The sequence below is a fragment of the Brevibacterium sp. ZH18 genome (assembly GCF_022748595.1).
Lineage (GTDB): Bacteria > Actinomycetota > Actinomycetes > Actinomycetales > Brevibacteriaceae > Brevibacterium.
In genome coordinates this window covers 104,466-124,786 of record NZ_JALDSX010000002.1, presented here as the reverse complement: position 1 = coordinate 124,786, position 20,321 = coordinate 104,466, and the positions used below count along the sequence as shown (strand labels likewise).

General features: G+C 62.9%; 18 protein-coding genes. 16 read left to right on the top strand and 2 right to left on the bottom strand.

The window, feature by feature from the left end:
• Positions 1-20: 20 nt before the first annotated feature.
• Positions 21-1,340 carry an amidohydrolase family protein gene (locus MPN20_RS01495; protein WP_242778571.1) on the bottom strand — a complete coding sequence of 440 codons (1,320 nt, stop codon included), beginning with the start codon at positions 1,338-1,340 and terminating at the stop codon, positions 21-23.
• A 153-nt stretch (positions 1,341-1,493) separates the two neighbouring features.
• Between MPN20_RS01495 and MPN20_RS01490 the strand changes: the two genes are divergently transcribed.
• The 15 genes from MPN20_RS01490 (at position 1,494) to MPN20_RS01420 (ending at position 18,228) form a co-directional block, all read left to right on the top strand.
• Entirely contained in the window at positions 1,494-2,765 is a 1,272-nt protein-coding gene (locus MPN20_RS01490) for an MFS transporter (RefSeq protein WP_242778568.1), read from the top strand.
• A gap of 214 nt (positions 2,766-2,979) precedes the next feature.
• On the top strand, positions 2,980-3,531 hold the full coding sequence (gene hpt / locus MPN20_RS01485) for a hypoxanthine phosphoribosyltransferase (protein WP_242778565.1): 552 nt from the start codon (positions 2,980-2,982) through the stop codon (positions 3,529-3,531).
• A 287-nt stretch (positions 3,532-3,818) separates the two neighbouring features.
• Entirely contained in the window at positions 3,819-5,942 is a 2,124-nt protein-coding gene (gene ftsH / locus MPN20_RS01480) for an ATP-dependent zinc metalloprotease FtsH (protein WP_242778562.1), read from the top strand.
• Complete coding sequence (gene folE / locus MPN20_RS01475; RefSeq protein WP_242778559.1) at positions 5,942-6,565, top strand: GTP cyclohydrolase I FolE; 624 nt, start codon at positions 5,942-5,944, stop codon at positions 6,563-6,565. The genes ftsH and folE overlap by 1 nt, the downstream gene beginning before the upstream one ends.
• Positions 6,566-6,590: 25 nt before the next feature.
• Positions 6,591-7,466: a dihydropteroate synthase gene (gene folP, locus MPN20_RS01470; protein ID WP_242778556.1), complete on the top strand. Its 876-nt coding sequence runs from the start codon at positions 6,591-6,593 to the stop codon at positions 7,464-7,466.
• Positions 7,463-8,392, top strand: a complete 930-nt coding sequence (gene folK, locus MPN20_RS01465; RefSeq protein ID WP_242778554.1) for a 2-amino-4-hydroxy-6-hydroxymethyldihydropteridine diphosphokinase — start codon at positions 7,463-7,465, stop codon at positions 8,390-8,392. Before folP ends, folK begins: the two co-directional genes overlap by 4 nt.
• A gap of 28 nt (positions 8,393-8,420) precedes the next feature.
• Entirely contained in the window at positions 8,421-8,882 is a 462-nt protein-coding gene (locus tag MPN20_RS01460; RefSeq protein WP_242778551.1) for a DUF3180 domain-containing protein, read from the top strand.
• Positions 8,879-9,379, top strand: a complete 501-nt coding sequence (locus MPN20_RS01455; RefSeq protein WP_242778548.1) for a PH domain-containing protein — start codon at positions 8,879-8,881, stop codon at positions 9,377-9,379. The genes MPN20_RS01460 and MPN20_RS01455 overlap by 4 nt, the downstream gene beginning before the upstream one ends.
• Positions 9,380-9,381: 2 nt before the next feature.
• Positions 9,382-11,160, top strand: a complete 1,779-nt coding sequence (locus MPN20_RS01450; RefSeq protein ID WP_242778545.1) for a PH domain-containing protein — start codon at positions 9,382-9,384, stop codon at positions 11,158-11,160.
• The gene (locus tag MPN20_RS01445; protein ID WP_242778542.1) at positions 11,157-12,047 is read left to right on the top strand and encodes a DUF2520 domain-containing protein; all 891 of its coding nucleotides are present in this window, start codon (positions 11,157-11,159) and stop codon (positions 12,045-12,047) included. The genes MPN20_RS01450 and MPN20_RS01445 overlap by 4 nt, the downstream gene beginning before the upstream one ends.
• A 98-nt stretch (positions 12,048-12,145) precedes the next feature.
• Positions 12,146-13,705 carry a lysine--tRNA ligase gene (gene lysS, locus MPN20_RS01440; protein WP_242778539.1) on the top strand — a complete coding sequence of 520 codons (1,560 nt, stop codon included), beginning with the start codon at positions 12,146-12,148 and terminating at the stop codon, positions 13,703-13,705.
• A 4-nt stretch (positions 13,706-13,709) separates the two neighbouring features.
• Positions 13,710-13,955: a hypothetical protein gene (locus MPN20_RS01435; RefSeq protein ID WP_242778536.1), complete on the top strand. Its 246-nt coding sequence runs from the start codon at positions 13,710-13,712 to the stop codon at positions 13,953-13,955.
• Positions 13,921-14,259 (top strand): Lsr2 family protein, encoded by a 339-nt coding sequence (locus MPN20_RS01430; protein WP_242778533.1) that lies wholly within the window; start codon positions 13,921-13,923, stop codon positions 14,257-14,259. The genes MPN20_RS01435 and MPN20_RS01430 overlap by 35 nt, the downstream gene beginning before the upstream one ends.
• Before the next feature lie 695 nt (positions 14,260-14,954).
• On the top strand, positions 14,955-17,507 hold the full coding sequence (locus MPN20_RS01425; protein ID WP_242778530.1) for an ATP-dependent Clp protease ATP-binding subunit: 2,553 nt from the start codon (positions 14,955-14,957) through the stop codon (positions 17,505-17,507).
• A 136-nt stretch (positions 17,508-17,643) separates the two neighbouring features.
• Positions 17,644-18,228 (top strand): amino-acid N-acetyltransferase, encoded by a 585-nt coding sequence (locus MPN20_RS01420; protein ID WP_242778527.1) that lies wholly within the window; start codon positions 17,644-17,646, stop codon positions 18,226-18,228.
• 105 nt (positions 18,229-18,333) lie between these two features.
• Here MPN20_RS01420 and MPN20_RS01415 read toward each other — a convergent pair whose 3' ends face one another.
• Positions 18,334-19,422 carry an A/G-specific adenine glycosylase gene (locus MPN20_RS01415; RefSeq protein ID WP_242778526.1) on the bottom strand — a complete coding sequence of 363 codons (1,089 nt, stop codon included), beginning with the start codon at positions 19,420-19,422 and terminating at the stop codon, positions 18,334-18,336.
• 36 nt (positions 19,423-19,458) lie between these two features.
• On the opposite strand from MPN20_RS01415, the gene MPN20_RS01410 reads away from it, so the two are divergent.
• Positions 19,459-20,244 carry a hypothetical protein gene (locus tag MPN20_RS01410; RefSeq protein ID WP_242778523.1) on the top strand — a complete coding sequence of 262 codons (786 nt, stop codon included), beginning with the start codon at positions 19,459-19,461 and terminating at the stop codon, positions 20,242-20,244.
• Positions 20,245-20,321 lie beyond the last annotated feature (77 nt).

The window sequence follows — 20,321 nt, the reverse complement described above, 5'->3', positions numbered from 1 at the left end:
GGGGCTGAAGGCCACTTGCCTCAGCGCATTCCGCCGATGAGTTCACCGTGGGAGGCCACCAGTCGTCCCGCCTTGAACACATCGCGGCCGGCGGGGCAGTCCATGATCGCCGAGGTGACCGTGTCGGCCTCGAGCAGCACGAAGTCCGCAGGCGCCCCGACACCGAGGCCGAAGCGGGCGTCCTGTTTCAGCGAGGTTCCATCGGGGCGAGCTCCGGCCATCACCCTGGCACCGCCGCGGGAGGCGATGTCCAGGCAGTCTGCGATGTCCGCGTCGCGGCGGAAGCCGTTCGTGAAGGCCAGCTGCCAGGTCCGCCGCAGCAGGTCGCCGTCGCCGTAGGGGCTCCAATAGTCGCGCTGTCCGTCCTCGCCGAGTCCGAGTGTGACCTCGCGATCGGCGAGGACCCGCTGCGGCAGGACTCCGTTCTGCGGTGCCACCGTTGTCAGGGAGATCCCCGCCTCGGCGATGAGGTCGGCCATCCGCTCGACCTCTGCGTCCGGGTTCGAGCTCAGTGCGAAGGCATGCGAGATCGTGACTCGCCCCTCCATGCCGTGCGCCTTCGTCCGGGCAGCGATCTCCTCGAAGGAGAAGACTCCTGCAGTGCCGCGTTCGTGGAGATGGATGTCGATGCCTTTACCGTGCTTCTCAGCGAGTCCGAAGACGACATCGAGGTGAGCGACCGGATCCCGGTCGTACTGGAGCGGATCGAGCCCGCCGACGAGATCGGCACCCTCGCTCAACGCCGCATCGAGGAGGTCTCTGACCTCGGACTCGCGGACGATTCCCGCCTGTGGGAAGGCCACGATCTGCGAGTCGAGAACATCGGCGTGAGCAGCCAGCGCATCGCGGACGCCGGTGAATCGTTCGAGCCCGCAGTCGGCATCGATCTGCGCATGCGAGCGGATCCGTGTGCCGCCCGAAGCGATGATCACAGCGGTGGCGAACGCCGCCTGGTCTCTCACGCTGCGCTCGCCGTCGCGCCAATTGGCGCGGTCGTTCATGATCAGACCGTGCAGGCTCCCGTCCGCGGTGTGCGGGCGGAACGTCTGACCCATCCGATTGGAGTCGAGATGGGCATGGACATCGCCGAGGCTGGGCAGCAGTACCCGACCGGCCCCGTCGATCACGTCTGGTTGGGACCCGACCGACCCTGCCGCTGCCGAACCTGCCGCCTTCGACTCAACCCGTGCTGGGTCTGTCTGCGTTGAATCGGCCTGCGTTGGACCAGTCTGGGGCACGGTCGGCGTGAACCGAGTGAAGCGGCCGTTCTCGATCTCGACGTCGGCTGCTGGATCGTCGTGGCGGGTGGGAGCAAGTCGCACATTGCGGAGAATGGTCATCATCGTCCTCGGTTCTCAGTTGTCGGCTTTGTGTGCATCGCGATTCGAGTCGAAGCACGTCCGCCTCAAACGGTATACCGTTAGCGAGGCCGCATGCACGAGTCGACCCGACCAGATGCCGACGGCTGAACACCCGTCTGACAGGATGAAGCCATGAGTTCCCAGCCCGAGAGCGCACTCCCTGCTGAACAGAGGCCCAACGCCCTGCCAGGACATCGCACCGGCAGAGGTCTCGATGTGCTCGCACTCATCTGCCTCATCCTCATCGCCTCCTCGCTGCGTCCGGCGGCATCGTCGCTCGGGCCCGTCCTCTCGGAACTCAAGACCGCGTACTCACTCCTCGAGTGGCAGACCGGTCTGCTTACCGCGCTTCCGGGCATGGTCTTCGCGATCTGCGGATTCATCGCTGTGCCCGTGCTCAGACGCGTGGGACTGTTCGCCTCCCTTGTCATCGCCTGTTCATTCGTCATCGTCGGAGTCGGTGGGCGTGTGCTCACTGATCAGTGGCTCGGCTTCGCCGGTCTGACCGTGGTCGCCTTGGCAGGCATGTCGATCGGCAACGTCATCCTGCCTGTCTATGTGAAGACACGCTTCCCCGACCGGCCAAGTCTCGGGGCGACAGCCTTCACCGTCTCTCTGGGTCTGGGCGCGATGTTCCCTGCCCTGCTCACAGCTCCGATCGCCGGTCATTTCGATGACTGGCGCATCGGCCTCGGCGTCTGGGCGCTCGTTCCCGTCGGGGCACTCGTGACCTGGATCGTGCTGAGATTGGCTGGATCGGTTCCCAACCTGCGCCAGCGTGCACCCGAGTCGCACGAGGTGGCACCGCCTCGGCGGCATATCTTCACCTCACGCAAGGCCATGTACATGGCCATGTTCTTCGGCCTGCAGTCCGCCAACGCCTACGTGCAGTTCGGTTGGTTGCCGCAGGTCTACCGGGATGCCGGTCTCGACCCGGTGCTGGCCGGCCTCATGCTCACGATCGTCACCCTCGGTGGCCTGCCCGGCGGATTCCTCGCCCCGCAGATCATCATGCGCAGCATTCTGCCCCGATTCTTCCTGGTCACGTTCGCAGTCAGTGCTGTTCTGGGCTATCTCGGGCTTCTCTTGGCTCCCGCTGCGACCCCAGTGCTCTGGGCGATCCTGCTGTCCTACGGCGGGTTCGCCTTCCCCGCCGCGCTCGCCCTTATCACCGGACGCACGCGCGACGTCTCTGTCACCGCGCGGACCTCGGCGTTCGTTCAGTCCTCGGGGTATGTGCTGGCCGCAATCGGGCCGTTGGCTGTCGGTGGACTGCTCGGGTTCAGCGGGGGATGGTCAGTCCCGCTGTCGCTCATGGTCGGGGTCTCGGCGCTCATGGGCGTGACCGGATTCCTCGCCGCCTCGCCGGGAACGGTCGACGAGGAGCTGGCCGAACACCGGTGACTTTGAGCCCCGGTGACCTCGAGTCCTGACAACCTCGAACCTCGGTGACCTCGAGCTCTGGTGTTCACGCAGGTTGAACCGGGCCGCGGAGGACGCGGTCAAGTCCGGCGAATGACGTTGACTTCGGCTGTCGAGACGTTCGCAGTGGCACCTCAGGTCGATAGTGAACCATAATGGGAGCACACCCCACCCCAAGCGAGGAGAACCGACACCTGTGGACATCAACGATCTCGGCAATGACATCGAAAAAGTACTCGTCTCGGAAGAACAGATAGCCGCACGACTCGTTGAACTGGCAGCCGCCATCGATGAAGACTACAAGGGCAAGGACATCCTGCTCGTCGGTGTCCTCAAGGGTGCCGTCATGGTCATGGCCGACCTGGCGCGCGCACTGCACTCGCCGGTGACGATGGACTGGATGGCCGTCTCCTCGTACGGTTCCGGAACCAAGTCCTCTGGAGTCGTGCGCATCCTCAAGGACCTCGACACCGACCTCTCCGACCGTCATGTGCTCATCGTCGAAGACATCATCGACTCGGGACTCACCCTGTCCTGGCTGGTCCAGAACCTGCGCTCCCGCGGCGCCGCCACCGTCGAAATCTGCACGATGCTGCGTAAGCCGGAGGCCGTCAAGGTCGACATCGACGTCAAATACGTCGGCTTCGACGTGCCCAACGAATTCGTCATCGGCTACGGACTCGACTACGCGGAGAAGTACCGCAACGTTCCGTTCGTCGCGACACTCGCGCAGCACGTCTACAGCTGACGCTGTCCGTTGACAGCTGACGCAGCACGTCTACAGCTGACGCTGTCCGTTGACAGCTGACGCAGCACGTCTGCAGCTGGCGCTGTCCGTTTACAGCTGACGCAGTCCGTCTGCAGCTGAGGATTGTGCCCGAGCGTCCCTCGCATTTCCTGACACCTTGCGCAGGTCGGGAACAAAACCGGACGCATTCGAGCTATGTCAGTGCGAGGTACTAGGCTGTGGGGGATGTTCCCAGGCAGCCTCGGTAGCCTGGACAGGTTACCCACATCTTTTTCCTGAGAGGACTTATGGCCGAGTCGAATAAGCGTCGCCCACTGCTCAACAAGGCGACGAAAGGCCCCCTGATCTGGATCGTGATGGCACTGCTCGTAGTGTCCATCGGCGCTCTTCTCTTCAGCCGCACCGGATTCAGCCAGATCGACACGGAGCAGGGTCTCAAACTGCTGAATGACAAGCAGGTCGAGCAGGCCAAGATCGTCGACACCGACCAGCGCGTCGATCTGACCCTGAAGAAGGATCTGAAGATCGAGGGCAAGGACTTCGGCAAGAAGGTCCAGTTCTACTACGTCGAGCAGCGCGGCGACCAGATCGTCAAGGCTGTCGACACCGCGAAGCCCAGCCAGGGATTCACCGATGAGGTGCCCAAGCAGAGCTGGCTGATGTCACTGCTGGGCACGCTGATCCCGTTCGTCATCATCTTCGTTGTGTTCTGGTTCCTCATCTCGCAGATGTCCGGCGGGAAGATGATGAACTTCGGCAAATCGAAGGCGAAGCTCGTCAACAAAGAAAACCCCGACATCACGTTCAAGGATGTCGCCGGCGTCGACGAGGCACTCGAAGAGCTCGAGGAGATCAAGGAATTCCTGGCCGAACCGGAGAAGTTCAAGGCCGTGGGAGCGAAGATCCCCAAGGGCGTTCTGCTCTACGGTCAGCCCGGTACAGGTAAGACCCTGCTGGCAAAGGCCGTGGCCGGCGAGGCCGGCGTGCCCTTCTACTCCATCTCGGGCTCGGACTTCGTCGAGATGTACGTCGGCGTCGGTGCGTCCCGTGTGCGCGACCTGTTCGAGCAGGCCAAGACCAACGCTCCCTGCATCATCTTCATCGACGAGATCGACGCTGTCGGCCGTCAGCGCGGCGCAGGCATGGGCGGCGGTCACGATGAGCGCGAACAGACGCTCAACCAGCTCCTCGTTGAGATGGACGGCTTCGATGTCAAGACCAACGTCATCCTCATCGCCGCGACCAACCGTCCCGACGTACTCGATCCGGCGCTTCTGCGCCCTGGCCGCTTCGACCGGCAGATCCCTGTCGAGGCCCCGGACATGAAGGGTCGCCAGCACATCCTTCAGGTTCACGCCGAAGGCAAGCCGTTTGCCCCCGACGTCGATCTGGGACAGGTCGCCAAGCGCACCCCGGGCTTCTCGGGCGCGGACCTGGCCAACGTCCTCAACGAGGCAGCCCTGCTGACCGCACGTGAGAACTCGAAGGTCATCGACAACCGCATCCTCGACGAGGCGATCGACCGAGTCATCGCAGGACCGCAGAAGCGGACCCGCCTGATGAACGACAAGGAACGCCTCATCACCGCATACCACGAAGGTGGGCACGCGCTGGTCGCAGCGGCTATGAACCAGACCGACCCGGTCACGAAGGTCACCATTCTTCCCCGCGGTCGGGCACTGGGCTACACCATGGTGTTGCCCAGCGAGGACAAGTACTCGACGACCCGCAACGAACTGCTCGACCAGTTGGCCTACGCCATGGGCGGTCGTGTAGCCGAGGAAGTCGTCTTCCACGATCCCACCACCGGCGCCAGCAACGACATCGAGAAGGCGACGAACATCGCACGGAAGATGGTCACCCAGTACGGCATGAGCGAGAAGCTGGGCATGGTCAAGATCGGCGACGACCAGTCCGAGCCGTTCGCCGGTCGCGGCTACGGCGGCGGCGACGAGTACGGCGATTCGACCCTGTCGTCGATCGACCGTGAGGTTCGCAATATCATCGATGCCGCCCATGCCGATGCCTATTGGGCACTGACTCACAACCGCGACGTCCTCGACAACCTGGCCTATCAGCTGCTCGAGCGGGAGACCCTCGACCAGGCGGCACTGGCTGTGATCTTCGAACCTATCGTCAAACGCCCCACCCGCGATGTGTGGCTGGCCAACGACGAACGCCCTGTCTCCGAGCGTGGTCCCATCGATCCTCCGGCTCCACTCAGCGGTGACCGCGGCGGCTACGGCCAGGGACATTCGGGAGTCGACACGACTGACATCCCGGGTGCAGGTCCGACAGGGTCCAACGGCCCTCAGGTCCCGCACAACCCGACAGGACCCATCGACCCCAACGGTCCGACAGGACCGAGTGGGCCCCAGAATCCCGATGACGGGAGAGGAAACGGATACTGATGTCCGAAATCGACAATGTGTCTGCAGTACTCGGAGAGGCCCCTGAAGGCACCGGGAACCTGGTCGATCAGCCGCGGATCGCAGCAGCGATTCGTGAGATCCTCATCGCCGTCGGCGAGGATCCTGACCGCGAAGGCTTGGTGGAGACACCGGCCAGAGTCGCCCGCGCCTATGAAGAGGTCTTCGCCGGACTCCATCGGGATCCGGCTGACGTCCTCGGCGTGACCTTCGACATCAGCCACGAGGAGATGGTCCTCGTGCGTGACATCGACCTGTATTCGATGTGCGAGCACCACCTTGTGCCCTTCCACGGAGTCGCTCACGTCGGCTACATCCCCAGTAAGACCGGCAAAGTCACGGGTCTGTCCAAGTTGGCTCGACTCGTCGAGATCTACGCTCGGAGGCCACAGGTTCAGGAGCGGCTGACGACGCAGATCGCCGATGCGCTCGTCGAACATCTCGAACCACGCGGCGTTATCGTCGTCGTCGAGGCCGAGCACCTGTGCATGACCATGCGAGGTGTGCGCAAACCTGGTGCCTCGACCATCACGTCGGCGGTCCGCGGTCAACTGCGCGAAACTGCCTCCCGGGCCGAGGCCATGAGCCTGATCATGCGGGGCTGAGAGGCCAGCCATGTCTGAACCAGCCATGTCTGAACCAGCCATGTCGAAACCAGCGAAGGCGAATCCAGAGCGTATGAAGATCATGGGCGTCCTCAACGTCACCCCTGACTCGTTCTCCGACGGAGGGCGCTACTTCGACCATGGCCGGGCCGTGGCGCATGGTCTCGAACTCCTGGCCGCTGGCGCTGACATCATCGACGTCGGCGGGGAATCGACCCGTCCGGGATCGGTACGCGTCGACGAAGCGGAGGAACTGCGCCGAGTCGTGCCCGTCGTCCGAGAGTTGGCCGCCGCCAATGCTGTGATCAGCGTCGACACGATGCGTGCCCGAGTTGCTGAGGCATCGTTGGCCGCCGGCGCCCACATCATCAACGACGTCTCGGCAGGGCTGTCGGATCCGTCGATGCTCACCGTGGCAGCGGAATCCGGTGCTCCCGTCGTCCTCATGCACTGGCGTGGATACCTCGACCGGGCTTCGGCCACCTTCCACTACGACGACGTCGTCGCCGAGGTGATCTCCGAGCTGAAGACGCGCATCGACGAAGCGATCACCGTCGGTGTCGAGCCGAAGAACATCATCCTCGACCCGGGGCTGGGGTTCTCGAAGAACGCTGAGCACAACTGGCAGATCCTTGCCGCCCTCGATGAGTTCGTGAGCCTCGACCATCGACTGCTCGTGGCCGCCAGTCGCAAGCGCTTCATCTCGACGCTGCTCTCGCCGGAGGATCCGAACCTCGCCGAGGAGGCAGCGAAGGATCAGGCGACCGCTGCCATCTCGGGGCTCTCGGCTCAGGCCGGGGCCTGGGCCGTGCGCGTGCACGATCCGGCGACGTCGGTGATCGCCTGCAAGGTCATCGGCGCCGTCACGGCTCATACTCCAGGACTCGAGGGCCGAGCATGATGGGCGCTAACGCTGAGCCTTCGGCTCGACCCACTGGCACCCCTCAGACGCATCCCGATCGCATCGAGCTGCGCGGGCTGACAGTCCGCGGCAACCACGGTGTCTTCGACTTCGAGAAGCGAGAGGGCCAGGACTTCGTCATCGACGTCGTCCTCCACACCTCGGTCGCTCGGGCCGCGGCATCGGATGCCATCGCGGACACCATTCACTACGGTGAACTGGCCGAAGCTGTCGCCCACATCGTCGAAGACAATACGTTCGACCTCATCGAGACTCTCGCCGAGCACATCGCCGACCACTGCCTGACCGTGGCCGACCTTGCCGAAGTCGTCGTGCACAAGCCCGGTGCTCCGATCCAACGCAGCTTCAACGACGTCAGCGTCGGTGTCGTACGCTCCCGGGCGCAACCCGAGCCGACGGAAACCGAGGCGTACCTCAATCTGGGGGCCAACCTCGGCGAGGCCAAGGACACCCTCGACCAAGCGGTCGAGGCGCTCGATCGGCATCCCCGGATCACCGTGGCCAAGCGGTCATCGTTCTATCGCACTGCGCCCTGGGGCGGGGTCGAGCAGAACGACTTCCTCAACCTGGGACTCATCGTGTCCACGAGTCTGCCGGCCAACGAGCTGCTGGCCGTGGCACAGGGCATCGAGGTCGCCTGTGGCCGGACCCGTGAGCTGCGCTGGGGGCCGCGGACTCTCGACATCGACCTCATCCGCTTCGGTACCGGATCCGACGAACTGGTCTGTGACTCACCGACACTGACCCTGCCGCATCCGCGAGCCCATGAGCGTGCCTTCGTGCTCGCACCCTGGGCCGAGCTCGTCGGCGACACGGAAATCCTCACCCCAACTGGTCGACGATCGCTGACTGCGGCACTCGCCGAAGTCGACGACCAGGAAATCAGGCGAATCACGGCACCATAGGTGCCTGTGATTTGAGAGACTGGGAGCTATGCAGCGAACCGCGTCGGGCACTCTCGTCATCTGGGCCGTCATCGGTGCCGTACTGGCACCGGTGGTCAATGTGCTGCTCGAAAGCCAGGGATTCTCCTTACCGGGTCTGCCGTGGTTCGCCATCATCGGAATGCTCGTGCTCGCAGCGATTCTGCTGGTGCTCGGCTGGCCGATCAAACGCTGGAACGACGGGGACCGCACGAAGGAGATCGACCCGCTCCAGGCGGCCCGCGTGGCCGTCATGGCCAAGGCAAGTGCTCTGACCGGAGCCGGATTGGCGGGTTGGTACCTGGGCAACGCAGGCTACTACTTCCTGTCCGCTCCCGGCTTCCGCAACGATTTGGCCGCTGGCATGCTCTTCGCGGTAATCTCGGCCGCGGCCCTGATGATCGTCGGACTCATCGTCGAAGGGTTCTGTGTCCTCCCTCCCCAAGATCCTCCAGGAGCCGAAACAGCATGAGCCATGATTTCAACTACCTGAACGGAATGGACGCGGACTTCAACAGGGTCAGTCCTAAATACGGCCTCAAGGAGACCATCGCCTCGCTGACGATCCTTGTTCCGATGATCGTCGTGGCCCTGGTCTTCGCGATCATCTACACAGCCGAGCTGCCGTGGCTGCACGCGATCTGGGCAGCTCTCGTCGCGTTCAGTGTCGTCCTCATCGTCATCATCCTGCGCCAGGCCAGAGCCATCGGCTACGCGGAGAGGGAAGACGACCTCCTCGTCCGTCGCGGAATCATGTTCCACAAGGCCACGGTCGTTCCCTACGGACGACTGCAGTTCGTCGACGTCGACGCGGGTCCCATCGACCGCATGTTCGGCCTCGCCACGGTCAAACTCCACACTGCTTCGGCATCGACCGATGCCACGATTCCCGGACTGCCGCGCGCCGAGGCCGACCGTCTGCGCGACAGCCTCGCCGGGCTGGGCCAGGCGAACCTGGCAGGCCTGTGACCATGGCGGATGAGAAACTCAGCGATCCCTCGGCGCCCGAGGTCTGGCATCGTGTCCACCCTCTGACTCCGATTCTCGAGAGTCTGGGTGTCCTGGTCGCCATCTTCGTCGCGGCCGCCTACGGGCTGCAGAACTTCGTGCAGAACGCGATCGAGGGCCTGGCCACCGGTGACGGTGTCGATCTCGGGTTCGCCGGCTGGCTGCGCACCCACCCGCTCGTCATCCTCGCCGGCGTCGGCGCAATCGTGCTCGTCCTGCTGCTGACGGCACTGTTCAGCTGGCTGGCCTGGCGAGTGATGGGCTATCGCGTCGACGCCGAGGCCATCTACTACCGTCGCGGACTGCTGTCGAAGAAGCAGCGCAAGGCTCGGCTGGACCGCGTCCAGTCAATCGACCTGCAGCAGAAGCTGCTGCCCCGGCTCATGGGCATGGCCGAGCTCGTCTTCGACGTGGCCGGCGGAACCGACTCGAACATCTCGCTCAAATACCTGTCGAAGAAGCGCGCCGAGGAGCTGCGCGACGAACTCCTCGCCGCGGTCAAAGCGAAGAAGCAGTCGGGCCAGAACCAACAGTCCGCCGAGGCTGCCCCGGGTGTCGAACGGCTCGGCACGGGTCCTGCGTCCGCAATCGGCGATACGGAAGATCCCGTCGACGGCGGTGCTGCACAGGTGCTCGATCCGGTCGCCGAAAGGGAGAAGCCGGGCATCGATCATTCGGTGCCCGAACGACGCGACGACAGCCTCGGCGTGCGCCTGAGCAAACGGCTCGGCGCGATGGCTGAAGACGTCTCGCACGAAGCTGAGAACAGCCTCGGCGAGCTTCTGGCACCGTACAATCTCTCACCGAGGATCGGCCGGGAGGGAGAGATCATCCGCGTTCCGGTCCACCGAGTCGTCGTCTCCTCCCTGCTCAAATCAGAGACGATCATCTCTGTCCTCGTCGTCCTCCTGGTCATCGCGGTCGCGATCGTGCTGCTGGCAATGGGCATCACGGAGGCCTTCATCCCGATGCTCGTGGGTGTGCTGCCCGGCATCTTCGCGGCCTTCTCCGTGTTTCGGAAGAATCTCGACAACGCGAACTTCGTCGTCCGCCTCGACGAGCACGGTCTTGCCGTCAACCACGGACTCTTCTCCACCTCGCGCAAGGTCATCCCACTCGATCGGCTCCAGGCCGTGAGCCTCCACCAGCCGCTGCTGTGGCGCTGGGCCGGATGGTGGAAGGCCGAATACAACATCGCCAGCGCCGGGGGATCGGGTGAGTCGAACCTGCTGCTGCCGGTCGGCGACATCGACCAGGCTCTGCTCATGGTCGGTCTGGCGCTGCCCGACCCGCAGCTGCCGGAGGGCATCCGGGCAGACACCCTCGTCCGCACGGCCATGTACGACAGGAAGTCCGAGGACCCACTGGCGCCGTCAGCAGAGGCACTGTTCCACGACCAGCCGCGGTCTTCGAGAATCATCGATCCGTTGGCGTGGAAGCGACGCGCCTACGCCCTGACCGGGTCCCTCCTCATCCTGCGCCTGGGGGTGCTCGATCGCCGCGTCGACTTCGTGCCGCATGTCAGAGTGCAGTCGATGAGGTACCGCCAGGGACCGCTGATGCGGAAGCTCGGGCTGGCTACCGTCGATGTGCATTCGACGGCGGGACCGATCGATCCGCGAGTGACCCACCAGAGCGTCGACGAGGCGAAGAGATTCTTCGCCGAGCATTCGGAGCGCACACGACTGGCACGACAGAAGTTCGACGAGGAGGCCCGTGCGGCCAAGGAGGAGCGGCGATGAGCCAGGACGAAGCACCCCGCCTGGGGATCGGGATCATCGGCTGCGGCAAGGTCGGAGCGACCATCGGCGCGGCCTGGCGCGAGGCCGGTCATGCGATCATCGGTGTCAGCGCCACCTCGGCGCAGAGTCGCGAACGGGCTGAGGAGATGCTCCCGGGCGTACCGATCCTGCCTCCGGACGACGTCGCCGAACGAGCTGAGCTCCTGCTCGTGGCTGTGCCCGATGACGAGATCGAGTCGCTGGTCAGCGGTTTGGCCACCGTCGGACGTATCCACGCGGGGCAGATCCTCGTCCACTGTTCCGGCAGATACGGCACGGATGTGCTGGAAGCCGGGACCCGCCTCGGTGCCCTGCCGATCGCACTGCATCCGTCGCTGTCGTTCACGGGCACGACCGTCGATCTGCCGCGCCTGCGTCAGGCGACGATCGCCGTCACCGCCCCGGCCCCGATCCGTCCCGTGGGGGAGGCCCTCGTAGTGGAGATGGGAGGCGAGCCGATCGAGATCGCCGAGGCGGACCGTCCGCTCTACCATGCGGCGATCACCCATGCGTCGAACCATTCGATCACGATCATCAGCGAAGCCATGGACATGCTCGCCGAGGCGGGGGTCGGTGATCCCTCCCGCGTGCTCACCGCACTGGTCGACGCGAGCGTGTCGAACACGCTGCAGAACGGGTCGAGGGCTCTGACCGGACCGGTCAGCAGGGGAGACGTGGGCACGATTGCCGCGCACTTGGCTGCGTTGAGCGAATACAGTCTCAGCGTCTCCAACCCGGCCACGCGCAACAGCTACATCGCGCTGGCTCGCTCGACCACGGCGAAGGCGGTGAGCCTGGGGCGGATCACCGATGTCCAGGCACAGGAGATCCTGTCGTCCCTCGACTGAGCTCGACGGATCGACAGTCTCGAACGACTGGAGATGTTCGACGGTGGGCAGGGGAGGCGAATTCCACCACAGGGGGCGGTCGCGGTAGCCTAGATGTCATGGCAGATACCGAGTCGAACACGCCCGAGAACGCAGATCTTTCGTCAGAGCACCTCGATCCGGAGCAGATCCGGATCCGGAAGGAAAAGCGCCAGCGGCTCTTAGACTCCGACACCGATGCCTATCCGGTGTCGATTCCGCGTACGCACACCCTGGCAGAGGTCCACGCCGCCCATGACGGGCTCGAGGCGGGAGACGAGACCGAGGACATCGTCGGCGTCGTAGGACGCGTCGTATTCGTACGTACGACAGGCAAACTCTGCTTCGTGACTCTGCAGTCGGGAGACGGCACCAGGCTCCAGGGCATGCTGTCTCTGCGCGAGGTCGGTGAAGAGCGGCTCGGCGATTTCAAGACCGATGTTGACCTGGGCGACTTCCTGTTCGTGCACGGCAAGGTCATCAAGTCCAAGCGCGGCGAGCTCTCCGTGCTCGCCGACTCGTGGTCGATGGCCAGCAAGGCGCTGCGCCCACTGCCCGGCCTGCACACCGAGCTGGCAGAGGACACTCGCGTCCGCCAGCGCTACCTCGACCTGATCACTCGTGAAGAGGCTCGAACGACGATGCTCACCCGCGCCGAGGTCATGTCCTCGCTGCGTCGGACCTTCGCCAGGCAGGAGTTCGTCGAGATCGAGACTCCGATGCTCCAGTTCATGCACGGCGGTGCTTCCGCTCGTCCGTTCAAGACGCATATGAACGCCTACGACATCGACATGTACCTGCGCATCGCGCCCGAGCTGTTCCTCAAACGAGCAATCGTCGGCGGCATCGAGAATGTCTTCGAGATCAACCGCAACTTCCGCAACGAGGGTGCCGACTCGACCCACTCTCCGGAATTCGCGATGCTCGAGGCTTATCAGTCCTATGGCGACTACCACTCGATCGCCGACCTGACGAAGACGCTGGTGCAGAATGCCGCTCAGGAGGCGACCGGTTCGCTGGTCGTCAAGCTCGAAGACGGCTCTGACTACGACTTCGGTGGAGACTGGGCGGTCGTGAGCATGTACGAGACTCTGTCTGCGGAGTCCGGTGTTGAGGTCACTCCAGAGACGGGCCTTGACGTGCTCGACAAGATCGCCGCCGACAACGGAGTCGACTTGGCCGGCGTCTTCCGTTCGCACGGCAAGTACGTCGAAGAGCTGTGGGAGCACTTCTACCAGGACAAGCTCTGGGCGCCGACCTTCGTCACTGACTTCCCTGTCGATACGTCACCGCTGGTGCGCGAGCACCGGACGAAGAAGGGCGTCGTCGAGAAATGGGACCTCTACGTCCGCGGATTCGAATTGGCCACCGGCTACTCCGAGCTCGTCGACCCTGTGATCCAGCGTGAGCGCTTCGAAGCTCAGGCTGCCGATGCGGCCAGGGGCGACGACGAGGCGATGGGCCTCGACGAAGAATTCCTCATGGCAATGGAACATGGAATGCCGCCGACCGGCGGTATGGGAATGGGTCTCGATCGTCTTCTCATGGCTTTGACCGGCCTGGGAATTCGCGAAACCATTCTTTTTCCTTTCACGAAGCCCATCGCTTCGGGGAATCAGGAAACAGCTCAGGAGGGCTGAGTTTATGTTGGATCTCATCAAGGCGCTGTTGCCGTCAATCTGTGTCGGACTGCTGTTCTGGTATGTGATGCGAAACATTCTTCGTGCCGACAGAACCGAGCGCGAACAGATCGATAAATTCTATTCGGAAAATGAAGTTAACGAATTGGGCGTTAACGGCGAATCGGATGTTAAGCTTACTCCGACAAAAACTTCTGAATATGAAAAGAGTGAACATGGCAAGGGAGATGCGACTCGTTCTCACGGATGATTTCGACGGCTCTGAAGCATCGGAAACTGTGCGCTTCAGCCTCGACCAAGGCACTTACGAACTCGAGCTTTCGTCTGAGAATGCTGAAAAGCTCCGTGAAACATTCGCTCCATTCATCGCCAAGGCTCGCCGGGTAGCCAATCCCGGTGGGCGTGGGCGCCGTGCAGGATCGGGTTCCACTGCCGGTCCGAAGCGTGATACCGCTAAGATCCGCGAGTGGGCACAGGCCAATGGCTACCAGCTCGGTGATCGCGGACGGATCCCGTTGGAGATCGTCCAGGCTTACGAGGCAGCAGAAAGCTGATCGAGCCGCACTTGCAATTCTGAAGGACCGACGAATCATTCGTCGGTCCTTCAGTGTTTTGTGCTACCGGCATTCGGGGTCACCAGTCATATTCGCGCCGGGCTATTTCCGATGAAAGGTCTGGCATCGGCCAATCTCTAATTCGCTTTGAGCCCGAGGCGAAGTGATCACAGGTTCAACCAGTATTAGAGGATGCTGATGAAATGGCCTCAGGTCGCTGTGTGGTCTGCTGTGGGGAACAATTGTTCAGGCGTGAAAATGGCCGTTCATGAGGATCTCATCGGAAACGATATCGGCTGATATGTCTCTATCTCGGATATATGTCTCCCGTGGAGTGACGATTCGGCAACCGTCCTTTTACTCACTCTTCGTGGGCTTGATCGGGCTGGCCGTCTGCCTTGCGCTCTGGTCGCTTCGCTGGTCGTTTCGCCGGTCGCTTCGCCGACCAGTTTGCCGTTCGCTTCGCTGACCGTTTTGCCGGTCGCTTCGCTGACCGTTTCGCCGACCGTTTTGCTGATCGGGTGGCGGAGGAACCTTGTTCCGAGGCGACGCACAGGCTCCGTCGAGGCCGTTCTTCGGCGGAAACAGTGAATTTCGCCCACAGCCTAACGGTTTCGGCTGATGGCGAAACGTGCAATAGATCGTGGGCAATGGTCGTTAGGCTCTAAAGAATAACAAGACCGAGGAGGGTGAATATGTTCGAGCGGTTCACTGACCGAGCACGCCGTGTGGTGGTGCTGGCCCAGGAAGAAGCCAAACTACTCAAACATAACTACATCGGAACCGAGCACATCCTGCTCGGCCTGATCCATGAGGGTGAAGGCCTGGCAGCCAAAGCACTCGAGGGAATGGATATCTCCCTTGAGCAGGTGCGCGATCAGGTGCAGGAGATCATCGGCCAGGGCCAGCAGGCGCCGAGCGGGCACATCCCGTTCACTCCGCGTGCGAAGAAGGTCCTCGAGCTCAGCCTCCGTGAGGCTCTGCAGCTGGGACACAGCTACATCGGAACCGAGCACATCCTGCTCGGTCTGATTCGTGAGGGCGAAGGTGTCGCCGCGCAGGTGCTCGTCAAGCTGGGTGCAGACCTGGGACGGGTCCGTCAGGAAGTCATCAAGCTTCTGTCGGGATACCAGGGCAAAGAGCCCGTCGCCGCCGGCGGCCGTGAAGAAGGTACGCCATCCGGCTCATTGGTCCTCGACCAGTTCGGTACGAACCTGACCGCAGCCGCCCGTGAGGGCAAGCTGGATCCGGTCATCGGACGTCACGAGCAGATGCAGCGCGTGATGCAGATCCTGTCCCGCCGCACGAAGAACAACCCGGTCCTCATCGGTGAACCCGGTGTCGGTAAGACCGCAGTGGTCGAAGGACTGGCACAGGCGATTGTCAACGGCGAGGTGCCGGAGATCCTCGAAGGCAAGCAGCTCTACACCCTGGACCTCGGTTCACTGGTGGCCGGCTCCCGCTACCGCGGTGACTTCGAGGAACGTCTGAAGAAGGTGCTCAAGGAGATCCGCACACGCGGAGACATCATCCTCTTCATCGACGAGATCCATACCCTGGTCGGTGCGGGTGCGGCCGAAGGCGCCATCGATGCGGCTTCGATCCTCAAGCCCATGCTGGCCCGCGGTGAGCTGCAGACCATCGGTGCCACAACGCTCGACGAGTACCGCAAGCACATCGAGAAGGATGCCGCACTCGAGCGCCGGTTCCAGCCGATCCAGGTTCCGGAGCCTTCGCTGGCGCATTCGATCGAGATCCTCAAGGGTCTGCGTGACAAGTACGAGGCACACCACAAGGTGACGATCACGGAAGGTGCACTTGCAGCTGCCGTGAACATGTCCGATCGCTACGTCAACGACCGGTACCTGCCGGATAAGGCGATCGACCTCATCGACGAAGCGGGAGCGAAGCTGCGCATCTCGCGTCTGTCTGTGCCGCAGGAGGTGCGCGACCTGGAAGAGAAGATCCTCGAGGCTCGTCACCGCAAGGAAGCCGCCATCGATGCTCAGGACTTTGAGCTGGCTGCCTCCGAGCGCGACTCCGAGATGAAGCTGCAGCAGGACAAGGATGACCAGACCGAAGCCTGGCGCAAGAGCGGCAAGGACACATCGGCAGTCGTCGATGCTGACCTGATCGCCGAGGTGCTGGCTGCGGCCACCGGAATCCCGATCTTCAAGCTCACCGAGGAAGAGTCCTCGCGACTGCTGCGGATGGAAGATGAACTCCACAAGCGCATCATCGGGCAGAACGACGCAGTCAAGTCGATTTCCCGTGCGATCCGCCGGACCCGTGCGGGTCTGAAGGATCCGAAGCGCCCTTCGGGCTCGTTCATCTTCGCCGGCCCCACGGGTGTCGGCAAGACCGAGCTCGCAAAGGCCTTGTCCGAGTTCCTGTTCGGTGATGAGGATTCCCTCATCAGCCTGGACATGTCGGAGTACTCCGAGAAGCACACGGTCTCGCGACTGTTTGGTTCGCCTCCGGGATACGTGGGCTACGAAGAGGGCGGTCAGCTGACGGAGAAGGTCCGTCGCAAGCCGTTCTCGGTGGTCCTCTTTGACGAAGTCGAGAAGGCACACTCGGACATCTTCAACTCGCTCCTGCAGATCCTCGAGGATGGTCGCCTGACCGACTCGCAGGGTCGTGAGGTCGACTTCAAGAACACCATCATCATCATGACCACGAACCTGGGTACCCGCGAGGTGTCCAGTGGTCAGCAGATGGGCTTCCAGATCGAGGGAGCTACGAACAACAACTACGAGCGGATGAAGCAGAAGGTCAACGAAGAGCTCAAGCAGCACTTCCGGCCTGAGTTCCTCAACCGCGTCGATGACACGATCGTGTTCCCGCAGCTGGGCAAGGAAGAGATCCTTCAGATCGTCGACCTGTTCCTCGGACGGCTCGACGAGCGTCTGGCTGACCAGGGCATGAAGGTCGAACTCACCGATGCGGCCAAGAGCCTGCTGGCTGACCGCGGCTACGATCCGGTTCTGGGTGCCCGACCACTGCGTCGGACCATTCAGCTCGAGATCGAGGACAACCTGTCCGAGAAGATCCTGTTCAAGGAGATCGGCAGCGGTCAGACGATCAAGATCGACATCAAGGGCGAGGGCAAGACGGCGGAATTCACGTTCGAGGGCGTGGAGACCGAGAGCTTGGCACTCACCAGCTCGGACGATTCTGACTCCGGCGAACTCGCCGGCGCCGGATCGAACGGCGGCGGCAACGGTTCGGGAAGTTCGACTTCCTGAGCCACGAGGCCACTGAGACGTCGGTGCACTGAAGCGAGCCCGGAGACACAGCAAGCAGCTGAGTCTCCGGGCTTCTTCATGTCCGCACGCTTCCACGCCTTTTTCTCGCAGGCACGGCATGGTGTTGAATGAGGCCATGACCTCAACGCCTCCAGACTTCGACCATGCCCAGATCTCTGAAGATCACCACCTCAGACATGGGCTGCCGAGCGGTCTGTACATGCGGCGGGCACGGACGAGTGACGTCAAGGGAATCGAAGCGCTGGTCGCGCCCTTGGCAGAGGAACGTATCCTGCTGGCGAAGGACACTGTCACCTACTTCGAGACGCTGCAGGAGTTCTGGCTGGTGGTCGATCCGCAGCCGGACGGTTCTGAGATCCTTGCTGGGTGCGGGGCTCTTCACGTTATCTGGTCGGACCTCGCAGAGGCGCGCACTGTTGCCACATCGCCGGACTATCGCGGCAGGGGAGTGGGCAAGGCCCTCATCAGGCAGCTGCTTGCCGATGCCGTGGCGATCGGTGTCGACAGAGTCTTCTGTCTGACTTTTGAGACCGGTTTCTTCGGCTCTTTGGGGTTCGAGCCGATCAAGGGCATCCCGGTCTCGCCGGAGGTCTACATCGAGCTGCTGCATTCCGCGGATGAAGGCGTCGCCGAGTTCCTCGACCTGGCCAGAGTCAAGCCCAATACGCTGGGCAACTCCCGCATGATCAAGTATCTGTGAGGCTGACACCTCGCCGATTGCCGGCACCTCGCCGAATACTGACACCTCGCCGATTGCGGGGCCGGGACGAAGGCGGCACTGGACCGCGTCCGGCAGGACTGCGTATCAGCGCGGAAGGCTGAGCGAGTCCTGGTGGCGTTCAGCGAGTCCGTCGTCGACGAGGTCCGCGATGAGACGCGACACCCGGGTGGAGTCCGCGGTGAGGTTGCGCATCGTCGACAGCGAATCTGATGTGGCTTGGCCCAGAGAGTCGAGCAGATCGGGGTCGATCTGGGACGTGGGGGCCACGAACAGGTCAATCGAGACGGCGTCCGGCAGTCCGTTCCCTGTCTCCTCGAGCCTTGTGCTCTTCCTGTGGCCTGTTCTCTCCTCGTTCGCGGCATTCTCCGCGTGCGCCGATTTGAGGACGTCCATGATGGCGCCGCGCAGCTGTCGATCCGTCCCAGCCCATTTCTGGGTCGTGCGCTTCACCGCCGAGGCGGGACGTCCTGCCTGTTGCCATGCGCAGATGTCGTTGAGTGGGCAGTCATCGCACTGCGGGTTTCGCGATGTGCATACGAGCGCGCCGAACTCCATGATTCCCGCATTCCACTTCACGTGGTCCCGCTCGGGGACGAACTGGGCCGCCCACTCTGTCTCGCGCCGCCCAGGTGAGGGCGTAGGACGCTCGCGGCCGGCGAAGAGCCGGATCAGGACTCTGCGCACGTTGGTGTCGAGGACTGTGGTGCGCTCACCGTGGGCGAAAGACGCCACAGCGGCTGCGGTGTACGAACCGATGCCGGGAAGTTGTGAGAGTTCAACTGCAGTCTGGGGTACCTGACCGTCGAGCTCGTCGGCGATCACTCGGGCTGCTTCCTGTAGACGCAGGGCCCGGCGGGGATAGCCGAGGCGATCCCAACGATGGAGCACCTCGGCGGTGGGGGCACGTGCCAGGTCGACGGGAGTGGGCCATTTGTCCATCCATTCGCGCCACCGCGGTTCAACTCGGGAGACCGGAGTCTGCTGGGACATGATCTCGCTGACCAGGATCGCCCACGCGCTTGTGTCCGGATCACGCCATGGCAGGGGACGTGCAGCGGATTCGAACCAGGAGATGATGGTCCTGCGTACCCGTTCGACGTTGTCTGCGGCAACCGGAGGGAACTGGCAATCAGCGCCCGATGATCTCGATTCGGTGGGTGTCCGGTGTGTCATTTGGATGCTCAATCGCTTCGGCCTAGGCTCAAAGCGATGACTCCTTCCAATCGTGGTTCGCAGCCGAAGAACGGTGCCAAGGCGCCCCGCCAGTCTAGCGGGAAGCTGCCTGCGCACGTGTACCGTCGGCGCCGCTACACAATACTGGCCCTGGCCGCAGTGGTGGTCGCGCTGCTCGTGTTCGGAGTCGTCGGAATCGTCAAGGCCATCGGAGGCGGTGGTGGCGAAGAAGCTGCGTCGGAGAGCACTCCGGCGGCTTCGACCGCGGCTGCGGCACCGGTGCCCGATGAGAAGGCTGCGAGCGGAAAATGTCCCGACGATAAGGTCGAGCTCAGCGCCAAGGTGAACAAGAAGAGCTTCAAAGAGGACGCGCAGCCTGAGTTCGAAATGGTCATCGCCAATCAGCACACCGCGACCTGTCTGATCGAGGTTGGCACCAAGGAGCAGGAGTTCCTGGTTGAGAAGGGCGGCGATGTCGTCTGGTCCTCGAAGTTCTGTGCTGCTGATGAGGATGAGAACGCAGAAGCCTCGACCGAATTCGCGCCGGAGTCGAAGAAGACTGCGCAGTTCAAGTGGAATCGGATCCAGGTCGACAAGAACTGCAACAGGACGAACAAGGAGTTCGGCCCGGGGGAGTATGACCTCGTCGTCAAACTCGGCGACATGGAGAGCAAGCCCGTGAAGTTCGAGCTTGAGAAGTCCAACGCGGCCAAGGCCAAGGAGAAGAAGGCGGAAGAGTCGAAGAAGGCCGAAGAGTCGAAAAAGGCTGAAGAGAAGAAGGACGCCAAGAAGCCGTCCGATTCGGCGTCGCCGAAAGACTGATCCGTGGCACGGCTGAGGCAGCATGAGTCGCCGCAGTGGCAGGCGGTGTCACCGGATGAGTGGCCTGCACGACCTGA